Source organism: Parabacteroides chongii (assembly GCF_029581355.1).
In the GTDB taxonomy this organism is placed as follows: Bacteria; Bacteroidota; Bacteroidia; order Bacteroidales; family Tannerellaceae; genus Parabacteroides; species Parabacteroides chongii.
Genome location: NZ_CP120849.1, coordinates 32,501 through 51,933, shown reverse-complemented (window position 1 = coordinate 51,933; position 19,433 = coordinate 32,501). Strand labels below are relative to the sequence as shown.

Below are 19,433 nucleotides of genomic sequence, written 5' to 3'. Positions count from 1 at the left end.
AGTTTCATTTTATTTATGGCAAAACATTCCTCTTTTCGCTTTTATCAATACTGCATTTATTGAACAAACCCAGTCTTTGAGCGAAGTTGACAGCTTCAATCGAATTGTTAGCTTTTAATTTTTGTAATATATTCTGTCTATGACTATTCACTGTATTGATACTAACTTTCAATGTTTCTGCTATCTCTTTACTTAATAAGCCTTTCTTCATAAATCGTAAAACTTCTAATTCCCGGTTTGTCAAAGGTTCATCCAGTGTATCAGATAAATCTATAAATATCTGTTCTCCAGTTTTAAAGTTATATAGGTGGCTTTTAATAATTTCCGATTCATGGCTTGCATCAACATCAATAACCGATAGCATAAGCCAAATATTTCCTGATTTATCTAACTCAAGAACTTGTTCTTGCTCTATTATGCGTATATATTCACCCCGTATATTTCTTATCCTCATTTCATGAATGGCTTTGTAGCTCTTTTTTTCTTCATTGGAGAATGAACGCAATATCGAATAGATTTTTTTTCTTACAAGTAACCCATAATCTATATCGTCCGGATGTATAACCTCAGTAACCGGCTGGTGTCCGTGAATAAACAACCTACGGGAGTCAAGTCCATATAGTTTGGGAATATTATCAGAAACAAAAATGAATTTATTAGTGTAGCAATCAAATACCAATACGATACTATGTGTAACTTCTGAAAGTTTAATCCAGTCATTTTTCCTCTTTTCAAGAATGGAATAATCAATTTCATCAAACTCTATGCTTGATGTTGGCAGTATATTTATGACTTTCTTTTCTATTTCACTAATTATCATGCTTGCTATGACGTTTATTGTTAAATAGTTAGGTTACATCTCATTATAAATGACTATTGTCTTTAGAGTATCTTACATCTAACTTTGCACAAAGTTAATAAAAAGAGCATAAGTGTAAGATAAATAGATGTTTAATGTTTTAATTATTCTTGTATGATAAAAAAGATTTGTTTAGTGACACGGAGAGGTAAAAGAGTTATGGGGCGCAAAGTTGTAGTGACGTCAGTATTTGAAACTGACATTGAAAATATTTGGCGCAAGATTCAAGATATTGAAACGCTAAGGGATATTTGTAAACCCAAAGCAAGTTTTATATCTTATGGCAATATTCCTCCTGTTTGGAAAGAGGGGGAAACATTTTATTTTAAGATGTTTCTTCATCGATTTATTTCTATTGGAAAACATACAATAAACATAATTAAGATAGATAAAGAAGCAAGAGAAATAGTTTCAAATGAGTATAATAAAAGAGTAACTATATGGAATCATTATATTCAAATGGAAAAGATTACCGAAAATGTTACAAGATATACCGATAGTGTTGAATTGTATGCTGGTTATCTAACCCCACTTGTTGCTTGGTGGACTCTTAAATTTTATAAACACAGACAAAAGAAATGGCAGAAAATTGCAAAGAACTTATAAAATGCTCACGATAGCTACTTAAGTTAATTATGGCAAACTGGAATTTAGCAGAAAAACAGATATATAAGTTATTAAAACACCCTTGCCAAAAGGAAAAATCTGAGATAGAAGCTATTACTGCTGCATATCTTGAATTTGTAGAAGAATTATTCGATTACCTTAATAAAGAAAATGATAACAAAACACGTATTAGGCAATTAAATATGAGTTATATAGATTTTGGAACAATTAAGGCTTTAGAAGAAACTTCACCTACGGAAAATAGTAAGTTAAAAATTATATATCTTGACAAACTGTTATCTTTAATAAATATGGAGCAAGAACTAATCTATCGGCAAATGGAATACCCCAAATTTTTCATTAACATTGAATCAGATTGGAAATCTCCCTTTTATTTAAACAGTGAGGTAATTAAAATTATAGATATAATGGAATTAGTTTGTGGCATTTTCTATATCAAAGATGGTATTATTCGCATTGATAACAAGGATGTTTTTCTAAGTGATATATCACGTATTTTTAAGAAAATGTTTAATATAAATTTTGGTGATATATACAAAAAGGAAATTGCAGTTATTAAACGAAAACCTACTAAAATTACAGACTTTTTAGATAGGCTGAAATCTGCTATTATCAAAAAGAGTAAAGATAATGGATACGATTATTTTTAAATATTTTTATTTGATAATCAATTAGATGTGGATGATTTATAGGGGAGTGGATGTACCATTCCCTTATTTTCTTTGCTCTCGTTTTCTGAACTTTGCTTCATCAATCGATTGACAAACCATAATGTATAATCGGAAAAATGAAGCAATCATGTATATAGACAATGACGATTTCAGCGTATGGATGCAGAAGCTGTACGCCAAACTGGAAGAACTCTGCAAGGATGTACGGGTACTGCGCAATGCCGACAGGGTACTGCCCGAAGATGACAACCTGCTGGATAATCAGGACTTGTGCCTGTTGTTCAAAGTGAGTATCAAGACCCTGCAACGCTACCGGGCTATCGGTGCGCTGCCATACTTCACAATCAGCGGAAAAGTGTATTACAAGGCTTCCGATGTCCGGGAGTTCATCAAGGAGCGGTTTAGTGTTACCACCATGCGCCAGTTCGAGAAAGAACACTGCACGAAGAAAAAGAAGTGAATTAAAAAGCCGGGGCGGTTCTGCTCCGGCTTTGCTTTGGTTTATGGCTTGCCCAACTTGTTGGCTTGCTCCTTTAGCTGCTCGGCTTGTTCGTTCAACAGCCTTGCCCGTTCCAACGCTTCCGCCTGTTTCCTGCTACGGTATTCAAAGCCTTTCACCGAATCGGTCAGGCTTCGGATGAAAGCGTTATCCCGTTCCCGGCTGAACTTCGTTTCCAGCAAATCAAGGCTGCTGCCGTCTGCTTTTCCTTTCATCAGGATATAGCGGTATTTTATATCGTTGTCCTGTAACCGCTGCATCCGTTCCGTAAAACGAACATTCAGGATTAGCGAAGTGATACAGATAATAAACCCTGTTGAAAGAAGAAAGAACTTAGGTTTCAGATAGGGAGTTACTCGGTATGTCAGTTTGCCGTACCATGAAACGGGCGTTACTTCTCCGGTCGGTGTTGTATCATCAACCGGGAATAATACTTTTAACCGCTCCTTGAAATATCGGTGCGAGGTCACGATAAGCCCCTTAATATCTTCAAGGTCTTGTTTTTGGTTCTCGGACTGCCCTTTTCTGATACTGCCGATTTGGTTCAGAATCTCCTGCACCGTGTTTTCAGGAATGCCGGATTTACTTTGCATATCCGAAATGCGCTGTTCGATAACGTCCAGTCGGTTAATCGTTTCCTCCCGGCTGGCAGGCGTGACCTGCTTCTCCTGCCGTTCTTTCAGTTCCGTAACCATAGAGAGAAGCCCCTCCAAAATTAAATTTTCTTCCATGTTCCTATAATTTTAAGTGTCGTTTCTTTTTCCTCTTTTTTCTTTCACCGGGATTGTCGGGCGCATCATCAGCCAGAGAGGATGAAGCGGAGAACAGACCGCCCAAGCCTGCCAGTAACGGACTGTCGGCTTTGCCCGGTGTCTGCGCTGGCTCCTGAACAGGTGCGGAAACTATCTGTCTATTGTTTCCGGTAGTGTTCAGCCCTACATCCTCGAAACATTTGTCCAGTTTGGAGAAACTGAAACTGCGGTCTATCTTCGAACCTTTGAACGTGTATTCACCTTTGGAAAAGGATATGCCCTGCACTTCGCCAGTCTGTCCCCTGTACTTGAAATGAATCCCGATACCCTTTTCTGCCAGCCGGGTTTGTAACTGCTGCCAGTTCTTGGACTTCCCGATTTCATTCTTTACAGCGTTGTAAATCTCGTATTTGGATTTGTCCGGTTCTCTCAAGCGGTGCTGCTTTACATGCTCCTTACCTTTAGCAAAATAAAGCCCGTGTTTGGCTTTCAGCTTCTTGCATACCTGTTCGTTGCGGTACATGTCGTTCCTGTCCGAAATGGTCTTGCCGTTGTTGTCTATACGGTTGAACACGATATGCACGTGCGGATGTTCCCAGTCTTGGTGGCGCACGATGATGTACTGCGTATCGGTGATTTTCATTTCACGCATGTACTCCTGCGCAAGCTGTATCATTTTCCCGTTTGTCAGCTTGGGTGCGTCCACCGGGGAATAGTTTAGCGCAATATGTCCGACAGGCTTTTTCAGGCTGGGATTCATCCCGGCTTGCAGTATGAAACTGCGTATGATGTCCCGATTGCTTTCCGCCAACACTCCCTCCGCATGAAGCAAAGCAGCCCGTTCCTTGCCGAGTACATAGTTCACGCAGCCTTTAAATCCGCTTCCCTTTTTTATTTTTCCAATCATCCGACAACTGGTTTATGATTTCGACAATCCTGTTTTTGAGTTTCACCAGTTCCACCGCCACCAGTGCGAAACCTCTGGCATTCGCCCGGTGTGCCAGTTGGTTGATGTTGTTGGCTTCGCCTGCCAGTTTGCGGATGGTGTCCGCATCCTGCCTGTTCAGCTGGGGCGTCATCTCTGCCGAAACAACCGCCTGCCGGACGTACTCGCTGACACGCAGCCCGGCTTCGGTGGCTCGCTTCCTGATTGCGTAGAACTGTAACTCGGTCAGCTTCGTGCTGACTACTCGGTTCTGCTTGTCTATCCGGCTTTTTGCCGGGCGACCTCCTGGTTTGTTCCTTATTTCTGTCATACGTTTTTGCTTTTAGGTGGTATCTTAAAAATTGCGACCAACGGGAGAAATTTTCTTTGCTGTCAAGCAAAGAAAGGTGTTTCGGTAAACCGAAACATAACCTTGCTCTCCCTAATCATATAGCCTGCCGTCTGTTCATGCCGCCAGTCTTGCAGGTCACATCCTTAGCCCTTTTTTTCTTTTTTCACCCGGATTTTGTCTGTTATCCTGCTCCAACTGGGGCTTGTCGGCAACTGTCAAGTCTTGGGATTGTTTCACTTTAAGGCTACGCAGATAGTCGTTCAGGTCATTGTGACCGCTGTACAGGTGTGATACGTCACGTACACGCCATTTGTATTCCTGCCTTATGGCTTCAACCGCTTTCCTGCCTGCCTCGTCATTGTCAAGCATACAATGTATATGCCCGTAACCAGCCAACGGATATAAGGCTTTATCCGTGTTGGCGGTGGAGTTCAGAATAACGTAGTCCTGCCAGTCGGTACAGGGCATATCCGGGCTTTTCTGTTGCCGGAAAGTGAGGAACGAGAGGAAATCCCAAAAGCCCTCGAACACGAAACAGGTATCTCTCGGCTCTCCCTGTTGCCTTATATGGGTGATGTCTTTCGATGTGCTGCCCTTGAAACGGGGATTGCGAAGCTCGTAACCTCCTGAATCATTCCTGAATGCCAGTGCAAAATAAGGCTTGCCAGCGATGCGGTAATACATTTCCTGCACGTATGGGGATGCCGTTCCGGGAGAAATCCCCCTTTCCTGTAAGTAGCGCATGAGTGCCGGATTCTGTAACGACTGTATTCTGCGTATCTCTATCGGGCTGGCAGCTTGCCTTTTCGTTCCCCTTTCGGGCAGGTCTTTCCCGTGAAAGGAAAAAGAGGTGGTGTCACCCTGTTCCAGCCGGCAGATAGCACCGTAGGCGTTGCACCCGTTCCGCTTCATCACAAGGTCGATGAGCGTCCCACCCTCACCAGTTCCGTAGTCACACCATAGATTGGCGTTATAATCCACCTTGAAACTTGGCGTATTGTCCTCCCGTAAGGGGCTGCGGTACATCCCGTAACTTCCTTTTTCCGTGACGGGCTGGATTCCCAAAGAGTTCAGGTAATCCTTGATACTGATATTGTTGGCTTCCTTGTAGGTCATAATCTTTATTTTTTGGGTGTTGATAAATTGCAGTAGCACAGTAAGAAGTCAGTAAGAAGAAAAACGACCATGTTTCTGCGCATAATTCTTTTTCTTTCAGCGGATTATCTCTTATGCAGTAAGATAAGTAAGTTATTTCTTAAAAAGAAGATAGAAATATACCCCTGATAATTCCTGCGTTTTTTCTTTTTCCAAACTTTTCCAAAAGTTTGCGGTTTTATCTTACTGCTTACTGCATCATTGTTAAATATCTGATATACAGTATGTAAAATAGAAATATATCTTACTATGGCAGTTACTGCATTGCAGTAATAACCAATCGTAAAATGACCGTGCTAACCGTAATCGTGGTTTGTACAGGATGCCGGAACAGGCTTTATCCTGTACCCATATACCGAATAGGTCTGTTTGTCGATACGTTTCTGTATCCGTTTGAACCCGGCTTTTCGCAAAGCTTCCCCCAGCCGTTTTTCAGATAGCTGCATGGCGCATATATCCCGTAAACGTGCCAGTATTTGCGCTGTTGTCATAAAAAACTGGGGTTCTTCTTCCTCTGTCGGCTTCTCAAAATATTGTGTCAGTATTTCAAACTCAATTGTCTGCACCTCAAATTCCGCATTGTTCAGGTGTAGTTCTCCAATCTCGGCATCATTGAACCAGTAGCGCACGTCCTGACGGTACAGGTACATGATTTCGGAATAGACGTTATCCATGTGGATATTTTCTGCCGTGGGCTTGTCTATGTGCAGCACTTCGAACGGTAGAAAACGCCTGCTGCCTGTCGGGTCGGTCAGGAACTCGTTGCCGTTCACCGAAGCCATGAGGCTGGCAAGGTGGGGGTATTCCTCTATGTAAACATCATACGGTCTGCGGTACTTCACCGCCGGGGTGGTGATAAGGTTCTTCAAGGCGTTCTCGTTCTGCTTGTTGAGTTCCTTTAGCTGGTCGTCAATGTTGATGAACAGGTATTCGGCTATCAGTGTCAGGATGTCTTTGCCCTGCGGGTCTATCTTTCCGGTGAACAGGTAGTTCTTAAGCGGTGTTGGGCAAAGGTTGTCCAGCCACCACGATTTGAACTGTCCCTGCTTGTCCCCTGTCAATACCAGACAGGTATGGTTCTGACATCCCGTGTCATTCATGGCGTTGGCTACCACACCGATAAGCCATTTCGTGAAATATTCCTCCCATTTGCCGGGGTTGGCTACCTGTACCGTGTTCAGGAGCCTGCCGATATGCCCGTGTTCGGCTGGATTCAGTAAGGGCAGGGCATTGAAGTATTCCCGTATGGGATGTACCTTTCTTGCGAAATCGCTTTCCAGTATGGTACGGATGTTCTCGGCAGAGGTGACAATACCAGCGGTCGCATCCAGCCTGCGCCTGAACGAGTTCAGAACAAATTTCGTAACGGGCTGGTACAAGCCCGAAGAACTTGCAGCCCGGTATTCCGTCCGGCTCTTTACGGTATTGAACCGGAAATCGTACAGGATGTTCAACAGGCTTTCGATGCGCTCGTTCTTTGACTGCCAGCCCTCGATGTGCCGTGTATCATCACTTCTTTTCTTTTTCATCGGGAAGTCTGTTAGAAGCCGGGACATACTGCTGCTGCATCCACTTTTTGAGTTCCTCCATGTCGAAACGCAGGGTACGCCCACGCTTGACACACGGTATCAGCCCCTTGCTGGCTAAGTGGTACAGGTAATTGACCGAATACCCGGTTATGCCGCTGGCAACGGATATTTTGACTAACACAGGCTCTTTTCCGTCCTGCCGTTCTTCGGGTTGTACGCCCATGACCGGGGCAATCATCTTTTCGATGTTCTCCAGCCGTTTGAAAATTTCTTCGAAAGGATTATTCATAGGTGCTTGTTTTTTGAATTAGCACCACAAATAAAATAAGAAAAATCGGTAAAAAACAAAGCGTCAGCCGTTTGGAATCGCTTTGCTGCGCTCTGCACCAAATTAATGTCGGCAAATAGAAAACGGCTTTGTGTTCATTACCTTACTTATTTAAGGAGTGGAGAAAAAACAGTTTTTTTGTTATCGGTTCGTTTCTTTCGTGTTGTTCTTGGGGTGGCGGTGGACATTTTCGGACACGCAAGGTCATTTGAGGACAGAAAGAAACAACCTGTCATTCAGCCTTATATATTTGCACCAGTGAAGAAAAACGGAGTATTGACAAGAATAAATATATCGGTTATGGAAATAGTGACGATTGAAAAGAGAACCTTTGAACTTTGGAAACAGAGGTTTGAAAACTTTGTGGGGCGTGTGGATGCGCTCTGCGTGCCTTTACGCAGGAAGCGTGACAAGTGGCTGGATAACTGCGAAACCTGCCGTTTGCTGAATGTTTCAGCCCGGACGATGCAGACCTACCGTGATACGGGGAAACTGCCTTATTCGCAGATTAACAATAAGATTTATTACAAGGCTTCGGACGTGGAAACATTTCTGCTCAACCAAGTAAGGGAGAATTCTAAAAAGTAGGCGTATGGATTTGATAACGAAAGATTCCGAAACCACGCTGGTACTGTTTTCCTCCCTTGACAGGGTGCTGGAAAATGTGGAGTACGTGGTAATGAACTATCGTCCGGTATTGAACGGTGAACACTACCTGACGGGCGAGGAAGTGTGCGAGCGGCTTTGCATCAGCAAACGGACGTTGCAGGATTACAGGGACACGGGACTGCTGGGATATGTGCAGCTTCCGGGAAAAATCATCTACCGGGAAAGCGAGATTTTAGACCTGCTGGAAAGGCATTACAGAAAATGAAATCTTGAAAACATTGAATTTTGTTTTCTTGGAATATTGCTTTCTTGAAATATTTCAATCTTGTTTTCTGCATTTATTGATTTATTGTTTGATTAAAAGCCAGCAATCACGTTTTCTTGAAAACTGTGTTGCTGGCTTTTTATTTACTTACTTTTTATTTTCAATCTTTTAAAAATAATAATCAAGGCTCCTATTACCATTAGTAAAACTCCAGGAGAAGCATTTATTAATTTTGACGTAAAATCTGTTCCTTCAATAATCCAATTGATGTTTCCAGTAAACCCTAAAATGGTAAGTATAATACCTCCAATAATGCAGAAGATGCCACTGCATAAACTTAAAATCATTATTATATATTCGTATTTTATAGCTGTAAGCCCAAAGGCTGTATTAGCTATTTTAGGGTCAATATCCACAGCGCAACTGTGTAAGCAAAGAAAGGCTAAAATAGAGATTATGAGTATATATATAGTTCTATTCATTTTATTTTGACTGTGGAGCACCATATCCTTTAGAAATGTTCAAATCCCTAATTTGAGTATATAAATCAAACATTGTTCCTTTGTTCGAAATCCATTCAGTGATAATGTTAACAAGCTCATTTATATCTGAAATATAGGACATTCTTCCGTCTGCTCCTCTTATACCTTGTGCATCTTTTCTGTGTCCACGAGTTAAAAATGTGTTCTTTTCTTCATAAATCAAATCTCTTGCATCTTTATATGTATCGCCTTTTGGAAGATATTTTCTTAATAGACGATTGACAACATTATAATATAAATTATATTTAGCTTCAGGGTCATCGATTTGTTCTAAAACCATATCTGCCAACTCATTTTTGAGTTCGATTTGACCGTTTACATCAAAATCAAATGTTTCTTCTTTGATTTCATCAGCTTTCATTAAAATTGCTGCACGCTCTAAATCTTGTTCTTGCTTTCTTTGGAGTTCTTCTAATTCCTCCTGAGATTTTTTTTTCTTTTTTTCTTCCATAATTAATTGTATAAAAATTCTTTGATTTGTTGTACTGATTCCATTAACGTTTCTTTTTCAAATGGGTGAGTATTTATAAGCTCTAAGGCTTCATTCATTTTAGGTATATATTTATTATAAAAAGCCCATTCGTTGGTTTTATAACAATACATTGCATATATAATAGAGGAGTGTACCCCCCATTCTTTAGCTAGTTTTTCAATATTGTAATGTGATGTAATATACCCTGATGCAAATTTTAATCGAGATTCATTTAATAAATATTCACAAGCAAAATTATCTGCTTGTTCTTCATTCATTAAAAATATGTCTCCCTCATTATTGCTAATATGATACGTCTGTTTTTTGATTTCTTCAAAATCAAAAAGTACATGATGTAGTTCATGTAAAAGAGTAAACCATAATGTAGGATAATTATTTTGTAAATTAGAAAGTACAATACATGGTTTATCATTTATTATCATAGTAGCTCCTCTAACTTGTATTTTTTCTAAACTTGGTTGATATATAACTGTGACCCCAATACGAAATAGTGCTTTCAGAACTCTAATTAGACCATTTTTTATATCTCTTGTGTATGGTCTAATTTTGGGTATTAATTCAACTAATTCTTTTCTTATGTATGGATTGGGATTTGCAATAGATTTAAATTGGATAAACGCAGATTGTATCCAAAAATTACGCATTAAATCATTCGAGTTTCTTTTAGAGCGACTAAAAACGGGAAGCAAAGAATTTTCCGAGTAACTGTAAATATTATCAATGTCAAAAAAGCGTTTGATTTTATCACTCATATCTTTAGATGAAGCATTGGAATTAAAAAACTTCATCTTAACAAGGATAGATACATCAAAATTTTCAACGATATATCCTGCTTCTCTTGCTCGTTGGATTTCTCCTATTTGTTTAGGAGCTAATTCTGGTACGTAAACTTTTATTAGGTCATTAACAGACAGACCTAAAAAATGAGCCAATTTTACTACATTTATGAAATTGATTTGTTTAGCAGTTCCATTTAATATAGGATTTATAGTTTTAGAATCCATTCCTAAAATTTTCTGAATCTGTCTATCTGATAAGTTTAGTGAATTTTTCTTTTCTTTGTATAAATCCTTTAAGGATGCAACCTGACCTATATCGATTGAAGATTGAACAGCTGCATCAATTACTTTACTAAGTTCTATGTCTATATTGTTCATATTTGCAGAAAATTTTCTGCAAATATAAAGAAATAGCTCAATACCCCCCTAAAATTATGAAGAAAATTTTCTTCATAATTTTAGGGGGTATTACTTTTATAAGTATGTATTAAGTAATCTTTTGTTATACAAATAGTTGTTTTTCAACGGCTTGCATATCCCTTAGTATCGTTTGGTCTAATACCTTTGCGTAGTGCTGTGTCATTCGGGTGGATGAATGCCCCAGCATTTTAGCCACGTTCGGTAGTGACACGTTGTTAGCCAGTGCGATAACCGATGCAAAACTGTGGCGGGCTGTGTGCGTGGTCAGGTTCTTTTTGATACCGCACAGGTCGGCAATCTCTTTCAGGTAGCTGTTCATCTTCTGATTGCAGGGAACGGGCAACAAAGTTCCTTTATCCATACAGTAGGGGTTATCCTTATACTTTTCAAGTATCTGTTTGGGAATGCTCAAAAGCGGGATGTTACAGACATTGTTTGTCTTTTCACGGGGTTTCACTATCCACAGATTACCGTTGCCGTCCTCTGAAATATGTTCGGGGCGCAGATTATACACGTCTATGAATGCCAGCCCGGTATATACGCAAAAGATAAAAACATCCCGTACCAGTTCCAGCCGTTCAATCCTGAACTCTTTCTGCCATATCCGGTTTATCTCGGCTTGACTTAGGAACTGTTTGTTTACCTCTACCTCGTGAAACTTGATTCCGGCAAACGGGTTCTTTGTCAGCCACTCGTTGGCAATGGCAAGGTTTATCACTTTCTTGAAGCATTTCATGTACCGGATAACGGTGTTCTGCGCGCAATGTTTCTCCGTCTTTAGGTATAAATCGAATTTACGCACCAGTTCCCCGTTTACCTCACGCAGTAGTATATCATCTACCTTGTAGTCACGTTTAACTAGTTCCATGAGGTATTTAAGGCAGTTATCGTAACGTCTTACGGTAATATCGGCATAATCCGTCCCGATTAGCTTCCGGCAGTTGTCGTTATGCTCCTTGAACACATTGTATAATGTCTTGAAAGTCTCGTCCTTTCCCTGATAGCGGTTCACTATGGCACGTGCGGAGATAATCTTTCCCTCCAGTTCTAAGTCTTGGTAAATCTGATAGAATTTCACACGCAGGGCGTCAATGTAATGGTTAAGTTCCACGGAGTTTCGGTCTTTGCCTGTCGATTTCTCTTTTTCCTGCGACCAAAGTGGGACTTTTACGCTCCGCTTTAGTTGAAGTTCCACGTATAGGCGGTCATAAGTGACACGCACACGCACGGGTGCTTCCCCGTTTTTTAACAGTTTGCTACGCTTGATGAAGAACAACACGCTGAATCTTTTTCTTTCCATACTGCTCAATTTTTAATGATACAAAGTTAGGAAATCGAACCGAGAACCCTGTTATGTAAAATAGTGCAACGTACTGTAAAAGAATGAAGTAAACACCTCGCAGTGGAACATTTCAGGCTTTTGAAAACAGTCCCTTGAATAAGGACGTATGGTTTGCTCTAATCCCACTTATTTTGCCTATTCTTGGGAAAGAAAAATCCCCGAACTTCTTTGAAATTCAGGGATTTACATCGTTTTTCTTTCTTGAAAAGTGGTGCCACCAGGAATCGAACCGGGGACACAAGGATTTTCAGTCCTTTGCTCTACCAACTGAGCTATGGCACCGTTGTTTTGTTTAACGGGTGCAAAGATACGGACTTTTTTTTAATGTGCAAGAGTTTGTGGAGAAAAATATCAAAAATTATTCATTGAGTGAATTCCAGCCCTGAGCTTTCAGTTCAACTTCTCCACCGTCACGGCCCACTAGATATTTGCCCAGTTCGGGACGGGTAATATGACCGATGACTTTAACACCTTTCATATCAGACACTTTATCGTGGTCGGTAAGAGGAACTGTGAACAAAAGTTCATAATCCTCACCGCCATTCAGGGCGGCAGTCACTAAATTCATGTTGAATTGCTCTGCCATAGCTGCAGTCTGATAATCTATAGGAATACGGTCTTCGTAAATACGACAACCGACATTACTTTCTTTTGAAATATGGAGTAACTCGGATGAAAGTCCGTCGGAAACGTCCATCATGGAAGTAGGGACGATACCGGCTTTGTCCAGTGATTCGATAATATCCTTGCGGGCTTCCGGTTTTAACTGACGTTCCAATAAATATTCTTTGCCGGTAAAGTCCGGTGTAAATTCTTTTTCTCCCTTAAATACTCTCTTTTCCCTTTCAAGAAGTTGTAAACCCATATAAGCGGCTCCCAGATCGCCGGATACGCATACCAGGTCAGTGTCTTTGGCTCCGCTACGGGTAACGATTTTGCCTTTCTCGCCTTCACCGATGCAGGTAATGCTGATGCACAGACCTGTCAATGATGCGGAAGTGTCGCCTCCGACAATATCAACTCCATAAATGTCGCATGCCAGTTGAAGTCCTGCATAGAACTCTTCCAAATCTTCTACTGAGAAACGTTTGGATATACCGAGTGAAACGGTCATTTGTTTCGGTTTTCCGTTCATTGCATAGATGTCGGAAAAGTTAACGACAGCTGATTTATATCCCAGATGTTTTAATGGAACATAAGTCAGGTCGAAATGAATACCTTCAAGCAGGAGATCGGTTGTCACCAGTACTTGCTTTTCTTTGTAATCGAGTACTGCGGCATCATCACCAACGCCTTTTACCGTACTTTCGTTTTTTAACTCTATTTTCTCTGTAAGGTGACGGATTAATCCAAACTCACCTAATGTTCCTATTTCTGTTCGTTTGTTCATCTTTTATTTATCGTAACAATTTATCTTTGTGGAAAGTTGTTATATGTTTTTTGATTTCATCGTCGAATTTCTTATCCAGACAAAACTCTATTGTGATCGGCAGATAATACATACAAGTTTTCCATTCTTCAGGAATATACGGATTATCTATTAACCGGGCAGCATCCTTTTCTGTGACCAAAATGTATCTGCCGGTTGAACTCATTTTATCGAATACGTTTTTAATATGGCGGATATCGGATTTCTCGAAAGCGTGATGGTCGGGAAATATCAGCGGGGTTACTTTATCCGATAGCTTCCTGGCTTCTTTGATAAAACCGTCAGGAGAAGCAATTCCCGATAACACCAGAAGCTCATCCTCTTTACGGATCTCATGCCGGGAAAGAGTCTTTGCATGAGTGGTAAACACCGGTCTGATATCTGCATATGCAATATGGGTGAAATGAATCGACTGATGAGCCAGCAACTTCATGTTTTCCTCAATAATACGGTATTCGATCGGCTTCATATCTTCTTCACATTTTGTGACGATCACCATGTCGGCACGCCGTATTCCGCAGATCGGTTCGCGTAACCTGCCTGCCGGAAGAAGTTTGTCATTATAGAATAGGCGGTGATAATCAGTTAGTACGATCGAAAAAGAAGGGGTGACATAACGGTGTTGAAAAGCATCGTCAAGCAGGATCACTTCCGGTCGTAACTCGGAGGGAAGCGCCAGTAATTTACCGATACCTTCACGCCGGTCGGCATCTACTGCAACGAGAATATCAGGAAACTTGTGTTTCATCTGATAAGGCTCGTCTCCAATCTTCAGGCTGGTACTTTGTTCGTTTGCCAGGATGAAACCGGTTGTCTTTCGTTTATATCCCCGGCTGAGCACTGCTATTCTGTAAGTATCTTTCAGTAGACGGATAATGTATTCGGTATGAGGTGTTTTACCTGTTCCTCCCACAGCCAGGTTCCCGATACAGATAACAGGTATGGGGTATGATTCCGATTTTAAGCATTTCCAGTCGAAAAGCTGATTACGGAATCTTACCCCCAATCCGTACAGGAAGGAGAGGGGGGAAAGCAGAGTATGTATTTTTATGTTGTTTTCTGTCGGCATCTCGGATTATAAAGGTTTAACATCATAAGGAAGTCTAGCCTGGATTCCTGTTGTCGATTTTATATTATTCAGAGTTTTGAAATATTCATATTCATTACCCAGTACATTTTTTACGATGGATACTTTTACTTCTCCCAGTTGTTTTTCAATAAATTCTTTCCAGAAATCTTTTGAACCGGAAACATATGTGAGGCTGTAGTCACTGAGGTCGGCTAATGTGGCTGCTGTTTCGATCGCTTTGTCGATTCCCCCTAGCTCATCTACCAATCCACGTTCTTTAGCCTGTTCACCGGTCCAGACACGACCTTGTCCGATCTCATTGATAGCCTCTTTGCTCATGTCACGGCCATCGGCACAACGGGTAAGGAACGTATCATAACCTCTTTCTACGAACGACTGGATCAGAATTTTCTCGTCTTCACGCATCGGGCGGCTCATATCTCCCAGATCGGCATATGTATTGGTTTTTACAATATCTGTTGTAAGAGATAATTTATTGAATAAACCGGTTACATTCGGGAAAATACCAAAGATGCCGATCGATCCTGTCAGCGTGTTGGGTTCAGCAACTATTTTGCTTGCGGCACATGAAATATAATATCCCCCTGAGGCGGCAACGTCACCCATGGAGACTACGATTGGTTTTACCTTTTTCAGTTCTACTACCTGACGCCAGATCTGTTCGGAGACAAAAGCACTGCCGCCCGGAGAGTTCACGCGAAAAACAACAGCTTTTACATTTTCATCATTTTTGAGTTTGATCAGTTCGTTGGCAACCTTTTCCGTGATAGCCTGTTCTGCGTTGTATGGAGAAGAAGGTTGTTCCGGTTTGATCTCTCCTTCTGCATATAAGATTGCAATGCGGTCTGTTTTTTCGCGATCGATTGTTTTAATACTTTTAATTTTGGATATATCCGCAGTCTGCAGGCGTTTGTCACTTTGACCAGCCAGCTCTTTAATGTATTCTTCGGCTTCAGTACGATACTTTAATTCGTCTATTAGGCCGCATTCAACAGCTTTTTCCGCAGCAGCGAAAGCATAACCCTCGTTGGCGAAATTATTAATATCAATTACCGGTATATTTCTGGCTTCTGCAATGCCTGTTGTTACATTTTCCCAAATACTGCCCATGTATGACTGAATCTGTTCGCGGTTGGCATCACTCAATTTGTCGAGCATAAAAGGTTCTACAGCTCCTTTGTAGGTGCCGACTTTGAAGATCATCATATCTACGCCGACTTTTTTGAGTAGTTCTTTGTAGAACATCGTTTGTGATGCCATTCCGATTAATCCTAAAGTACCCTGGGGATTCAGAAATACTTTATCGGCAACAGAACAAAGATAATAACACCCTTGTGTATAATTGTCGGAATAAGCGACAATGAATTTACCGCTATCTTTAAAGTCCACTAAAGCTCTACGGATGGCTTCAAGGCTGGCTGTACCTGTGCTCAGTGATTTTGCTTCTATATATATACCTTTAATGTTCTTATTCTCTTTCGCGGTTTGAATTGTAGATAATATATCTTTTAAAGAAAGAGCTTTTTCTGTTTCTCCCATCAGCATAGCGATAGGATTCTCCTGAATATTGTCAGACAAACTACCGTCAAGTGTTAGTTTATAAACGGTATTACTTTTAGGAGTATAGTCAGGTGTGCTGCTCATACTGGTGGCGATGCCAATCAAAGTAAATACAAATACAATGGAAATCAGGCCAACAGCAACGAAAACTCCTAATGCTGAGGCGAACATCATTTTAAAAAACTGTTTCATATCTGTGTCGCGTTATTTTTATCAGACAGCAAATATAGTTAACTTATTGATACTAATTGTTGTTTTCCGCTTGTTTATTTGGCCTTCTGATAATATCTTAACGAAGAACGGTGCTGAATACCAGGGAGTCGTAAACTTCCTATGCGAAGTGTAAAAGAATATATAATGATGAATGCTTATTGGTCTCTCAAACAATTTGCCTTTCGACAGCTGTGGGAAGGCCTTTCGATAGCTATGGGAAAGCCTTTCGACAGCTATCGAAATATCTTCCCACAGCTGTCGAAAGGCAAACCGTTTGGAATGTAAATACACAATGAACGGCATCCTTGTTCTTCTTCCTGCTTATGGATTGTACCGGTTTAGACTTAGCAACAGAATGAGCGAGGTTAATTTCTGCTGATTTATCCGTGTCGGTTTCGTTTATGCCCGTATTTCTTTTCTTTTTCGTACGTACATTATATTACAACGTCTTTGATGAAAAAATAAATACAAAATATTTGGTAAAATATTTGGAGTGTATGTTGTAAAGCACTACTTTTGCACCCGCATTCGAGAGAGAACGGCGCACCAACATGATGAAAGGGGTAACCTGTGGAAAGGGGATGAGGTTAGAGATTCTAAGCAAGATTCCAACCGCCGCAGCGACTCGAAAAAAACTTTGAATTTTTCTTCTGAAAAATTTGCCGGTTAAAATAAAGTCCTTACCTTTGCAGCCGCAATCGAAAGATGAGCGAAAGTTCTTTGAAAGATTTACATATCAACAAGTAGTACAAGTATTAAAAATTAATACCGTCAAAAACTTGAAAATAAACTAACGGATTCTGAGCAAAGATATAAACAATTTAAACAACGAAGAGTTTGATCCTGGCTCAGGATGAACGCTAGCGACAGGCTTAACACATGCAAGTCGAGGGGCAGCGGGGAGTAGCAATACTCCGCCGGCGACCGGCGCACGGGTGAGTAACGCGTATGCAACCTGCCTATCAGAGGGGAATAACCCGGCGAAAGTCGGACTAATACCGCATAAAACAGGGGTCCCGCATGGGATATTTGTTAAAGAGTAATCGCTGATAGATGGGCATGCGTTCCATTAGATAGTTGGTGGGGTAACGGCCCACCAAGTCCACGATGGATAGGGGTTCTGAGAGGAAGGTCCCCCACACTGGTACTGAGACACGGACCAGACTCCTACGGGAGGCAGCAGTGAGGAATATTGGTCAATGGGCGAGAGCCTGAACCAGCCAAGTCGCGTGAAGGATGAAGGATCTATGGTTCGTAAACTTCTTTTATAGGGGAATAAAGTTCGGGACGTGTCCCGTTTTGTATGTACCCTGTGAATAAGGATCGGCTAACTCCGTGCCAGCAGCCGCGGTAATACGGAGGATCCGAGCGTTATCCGGATTTATTGGGTTTAAAGGGTGCGTAGGTGGTTTTTTAAGTCAGCGGTGAAAGTTTGTGGCTCAACCATAAAATTGCCGTTGAAACTGGAGGACTTGAGTATGTTTGAGGTAGGCGGAATGCGTGGTGTAGCGGTGAAATGCATAGATATCACGCAGAACTCCGATTGCGAAGGCAGCTTACTAAACCATAACTGACACTGAAGCACGAAAGCGTGGGGATCAAACAGGATTAGATACCCTGGTAGTCCACGCAGTAAACGATGATTACTAGGAGTTTGCGATACAGTGTAAGCTCTACAGCGAAAGCGTTAAGTAATCCACCTGGGGAGTACGCCGGCAACGGTGAAACTCAAAGGAATTGACGGGGGCCCGCACAAGCGGAGGAACATGTGGTTTAATTCGATGATACGCGAGGAACCTTACCCGGGTTTGAACGCATTTGGACCGGAGTGGAAACACTTCTTCTAGTAATAGCCATTTGCGAGGTGCTGCATGGTTGTCGTCAGCTCGTGCCGTGAGGTGTCGGCTTAAGTGCCATAACGAGCGCAACCCTTATCTTTAGTTACTAACAGGTCGAGCTGAGGACTCTAAAGAGACTGCCGGCGTAAGCTGTGAGGAAAGTGGGGATGACGTCAAATCAGCACGGCCCTTACATCCGGGGCGACACACGTGTTACAATGGTGGGGACAAAGGGCAGCTACCTGGCGACAGGATGCTAATCTCCAAACCCCATCTCAGTTCGGATCGAAGTCTGCAACCCGACTTCGTGAAGCTGGATTCGCTAGTAATCGCGCATCAGCCATGGCGCGGTGAATACGTTCCCGGGCCTTGTACACACCGCCCGTCAAGCCATGGGAGTTGGGGGTACCTAAAGTCCGTAACCGCAAGGATCGGCCTAGGGTAAAACCGATGACTGGGGCTAAGTCGTAACAAGGTAGCCGTACCGGAAGGTGCGGCTGGAACACCTCCTTTCTGGAGCGAAGGATTCGTTATCAGGTTGACTAAAAGGTATTAGTTAACTTGTACTACGGTTGAATATGTATAAAATATAGATCATACTTACGATAAAAAGTAAGTAAGAGAGAAAAATGATGCTGAGGGCAACCAAGGCAAAGTTGACAGTCCTATAGCTCAGTTGGTTAGAGCGCTACACTGATAATGTAGAGGTCGGCAGTTCAACTCTGCCTGGGACTACGAATATAATTGACAATTGACAATGCACAATTGACAATTAGAGTTTGAGTTCTATAATTGTCAATTGTTAATTATCAATTGTCAATTGAAAACGGGGGATTAGCTCAGCTGGCTAGAGCATCTGCCTTGCACGCAGAGGGTCAACGGTTCGAATCCGTTATTCTCCACACAAAGGATTACCGGGACATAAGAAACGAAAGTAATCAAAAAAGATCTTTGACATGATGGACAACGTAAAATAAAGTAACAAGAGCAAGCTGAAGATATATCAATCCGATTCACAGAGATGTGACCGGAAAAAAGAAAGTAAGCAAGGGCAGACGGTGGATGCCTTGGCTCTCGGAGGCGATGAAGGACGTGATAAGCTGCGATAAGCCGGGGGGAGATGCAAATAATCCTTGATCCTCGGATTTCCGAATGG

Annotated in this window: 19 protein-coding genes, 3 tRNA genes and 2 rRNA genes (1 of these 24 cut by a window edge); 9 read left to right on the top strand and 15 right to left on the bottom strand. The window is 41.6% G+C overall.

Features of this window, described 5'->3' with window-relative positions:
- Nucleotides 1-13 precede the first annotated feature (13 nt).
- The gene (locus P3L47_RS00335) at nucleotides 14-820 is read right to left on the bottom strand and encodes a LuxR C-terminal-related transcriptional regulator (RefSeq protein WP_122362279.1); all 807 of its coding nucleotides are present in this window, start codon (nucleotides 818-820) and stop codon (nucleotides 14-16) included.
- A gap of 153 nt (nucleotides 821-973) precedes the next feature.
- On the opposite strand from P3L47_RS00335, the gene P3L47_RS00330 reads away from it, so the two are divergent.
- The 3 genes from P3L47_RS00330 to P3L47_RS00320 all read left to right on the top strand — a co-directional run bounded on the left by P3L47_RS00330 (nucleotide 974) and on the right by P3L47_RS00320 (nucleotide 2,617).
- Nucleotides 974-1,465 (top strand): hypothetical protein, encoded by a 492-nt coding sequence (locus P3L47_RS00330; protein ID WP_122362278.1) that lies wholly within the window; start codon nucleotides 974-976, stop codon nucleotides 1,463-1,465.
- A gap of 29 nt (nucleotides 1,466-1,494) precedes the next feature.
- The gene (locus tag P3L47_RS00325) at nucleotides 1,495-2,136 is read left to right on the top strand and encodes an RteC domain-containing protein (RefSeq protein ID WP_122362277.1); all 642 of its coding nucleotides are present in this window, start codon (nucleotides 1,495-1,497) and stop codon (nucleotides 2,134-2,136) included.
- Nucleotides 2,137-2,284: 148 nt separating this feature from the next.
- Nucleotides 2,285-2,617 (top strand): helix-turn-helix domain-containing protein, encoded by a 333-nt coding sequence (locus P3L47_RS00320; RefSeq protein WP_122362476.1) that lies wholly within the window; start codon nucleotides 2,285-2,287, stop codon nucleotides 2,615-2,617.
- Between the two features lie 41 nt (nucleotides 2,618-2,658).
- Here the strand turns inward: P3L47_RS00320 and P3L47_RS00315 are convergent, their stop codons facing one another.
- The 6 genes from P3L47_RS00315 to P3L47_RS00290 form a co-directional block, all read right to left on the bottom strand.
- Nucleotides 2,659-3,387: a hypothetical protein gene (locus P3L47_RS00315; protein ID WP_122362276.1), complete on the bottom strand. Its 729-nt coding sequence runs from the start codon at nucleotides 3,385-3,387 to the stop codon at nucleotides 2,659-2,661.
- Between the two features lie 4 nt (nucleotides 3,388-3,391).
- A complete protein-coding gene (locus P3L47_RS00310; protein ID WP_122362275.1) occupies nucleotides 3,392-4,315 on the bottom strand; it encodes a relaxase/mobilization nuclease domain-containing protein in 924 nt (307 codons plus the stop codon).
- A complete protein-coding gene (locus tag P3L47_RS00305) occupies nucleotides 4,281-4,664 on the bottom strand; it encodes a MobC family plasmid mobilization relaxosome protein (protein ID WP_122362274.1) in 384 nt (127 codons plus the stop codon). Before P3L47_RS00305 ends, P3L47_RS00310 begins: the two co-directional genes overlap by 35 nt.
- A gap of 156 nt (nucleotides 4,665-4,820) precedes the next feature.
- The gene (locus P3L47_RS00300; protein WP_122362273.1) at nucleotides 4,821-5,801 is read right to left on the bottom strand and encodes a toprim domain-containing protein; all 981 of its coding nucleotides are present in this window, start codon (nucleotides 5,799-5,801) and stop codon (nucleotides 4,821-4,823) included.
- A 335-nt stretch (nucleotides 5,802-6,136) separates the two neighbouring features.
- A complete protein-coding gene (locus P3L47_RS00295; RefSeq protein WP_122362272.1) occupies nucleotides 6,137-7,369 on the bottom strand; it encodes a VapE domain-containing protein in 1,233 nt (410 codons plus the stop codon).
- Nucleotides 7,350-7,658 carry a helix-turn-helix domain-containing protein gene (locus P3L47_RS00290; protein ID WP_122362271.1) on the bottom strand — a complete coding sequence of 103 codons (309 nt, stop codon included), beginning with the start codon at nucleotides 7,656-7,658 and terminating at the stop codon, nucleotides 7,350-7,352. Before P3L47_RS00290 ends, P3L47_RS00295 begins: the two co-directional genes overlap by 20 nt.
- A gap of 339 nt (nucleotides 7,659-7,997) precedes the next feature.
- On the opposite strand from P3L47_RS00290, the gene P3L47_RS00285 reads away from it, so the two are divergent.
- Nucleotides 7,998-8,285 carry a helix-turn-helix domain-containing protein gene (locus P3L47_RS00285; protein ID WP_122362475.1) on the top strand — a complete coding sequence of 96 codons (288 nt, stop codon included), beginning with the start codon at nucleotides 7,998-8,000 and terminating at the stop codon, nucleotides 8,283-8,285.
- A 4-nt stretch (nucleotides 8,286-8,289) separates the two neighbouring features.
- The gene (locus tag P3L47_RS00280; RefSeq protein ID WP_122362270.1) at nucleotides 8,290-8,571 is read left to right on the top strand and encodes a helix-turn-helix domain-containing protein; all 282 of its coding nucleotides are present in this window, start codon (nucleotides 8,290-8,292) and stop codon (nucleotides 8,569-8,571) included.
- 143 nt (nucleotides 8,572-8,714) lie between these two features.
- Here P3L47_RS00280 and P3L47_RS00275 read toward each other — a convergent pair whose 3' ends face one another.
- The 8 genes from P3L47_RS00275 to sppA form a co-directional block, all read right to left on the bottom strand.
- Nucleotides 8,715-9,053, bottom strand: a complete 339-nt coding sequence (locus tag P3L47_RS00275; protein ID WP_233465849.1) for a hypothetical protein — start codon at nucleotides 9,051-9,053, stop codon at nucleotides 8,715-8,717.
- 1 nt (nucleotide 9,054) lies between these two features.
- Nucleotides 9,055-9,564: a hypothetical protein gene (locus tag P3L47_RS00270; RefSeq protein ID WP_016277457.1), complete on the bottom strand. Its 510-nt coding sequence runs from the start codon at nucleotides 9,562-9,564 to the stop codon at nucleotides 9,055-9,057.
- A 2-nt stretch (nucleotides 9,565-9,566) separates the two neighbouring features.
- The gene (locus P3L47_RS00265; RefSeq protein ID WP_122362474.1) at nucleotides 9,567-10,763 is read right to left on the bottom strand and encodes an ImmA/IrrE family metallo-endopeptidase; all 1,197 of its coding nucleotides are present in this window, start codon (nucleotides 10,761-10,763) and stop codon (nucleotides 9,567-9,569) included.
- Between the two features lie 124 nt (nucleotides 10,764-10,887).
- The gene (locus P3L47_RS00260) at nucleotides 10,888-12,105 is read right to left on the bottom strand and encodes a site-specific integrase (protein WP_277782372.1); all 1,218 of its coding nucleotides are present in this window, start codon (nucleotides 12,103-12,105) and stop codon (nucleotides 10,888-10,890) included.
- A 251-nt stretch (nucleotides 12,106-12,356) separates the two neighbouring features.
- Nucleotides 12,357-12,429 (bottom strand) — tRNA-Phe (locus P3L47_RS00255).
- 76 nt (nucleotides 12,430-12,505) lie between these two features.
- Complete coding sequence (gene thiL / locus P3L47_RS00250) at nucleotides 12,506-13,537, bottom strand: thiamine-phosphate kinase (protein WP_277782371.1); 1,032 nt, start codon at nucleotides 13,535-13,537, stop codon at nucleotides 12,506-12,508.
- A 7-nt stretch (nucleotides 13,538-13,544) separates the two neighbouring features.
- A complete protein-coding gene (gene lpxK, locus P3L47_RS00245; protein ID WP_277782370.1) occupies nucleotides 13,545-14,645 on the bottom strand; it encodes a tetraacyldisaccharide 4'-kinase in 1,101 nt (366 codons plus the stop codon).
- Between the two features lie 6 nt (nucleotides 14,646-14,651).
- Complete coding sequence (gene sppA, locus P3L47_RS00240) at nucleotides 14,652-16,418, bottom strand: signal peptide peptidase SppA (RefSeq protein ID WP_277782369.1); 1,767 nt, start codon at nucleotides 16,416-16,418, stop codon at nucleotides 14,652-14,654.
- 846 nt (nucleotides 16,419-17,264) lie between these two features.
- On the opposite strand from sppA, the gene P3L47_RS00235 reads away from it, so the two are divergent.
- From P3L47_RS00235 to P3L47_RS00220, 4 genes are all read left to right on the top strand, one after another.
- Nucleotides 17,265-18,790, top strand: a 16S ribosomal RNA gene (locus P3L47_RS00235).
- 148 nt (nucleotides 18,791-18,938) lie between these two features.
- Nucleotides 18,939-19,012 (top strand) — tRNA-Ile (locus P3L47_RS00230).
- A gap of 93 nt (nucleotides 19,013-19,105) precedes the next feature.
- Nucleotides 19,106-19,179: transfer RNA gene (locus P3L47_RS00225), tRNA-Ala, on the top strand.
- A gap of 133 nt (nucleotides 19,180-19,312) precedes the next feature.
- A 23S ribosomal RNA gene (locus P3L47_RS00220) occupies nucleotides 19,313-19,433 on the top strand; it runs 2,754 nt beyond the window's last position.
- Together the 16S and 23S rRNA genes with 2 tRNA genes alongside form the textbook arrangement of a ribosomal RNA operon.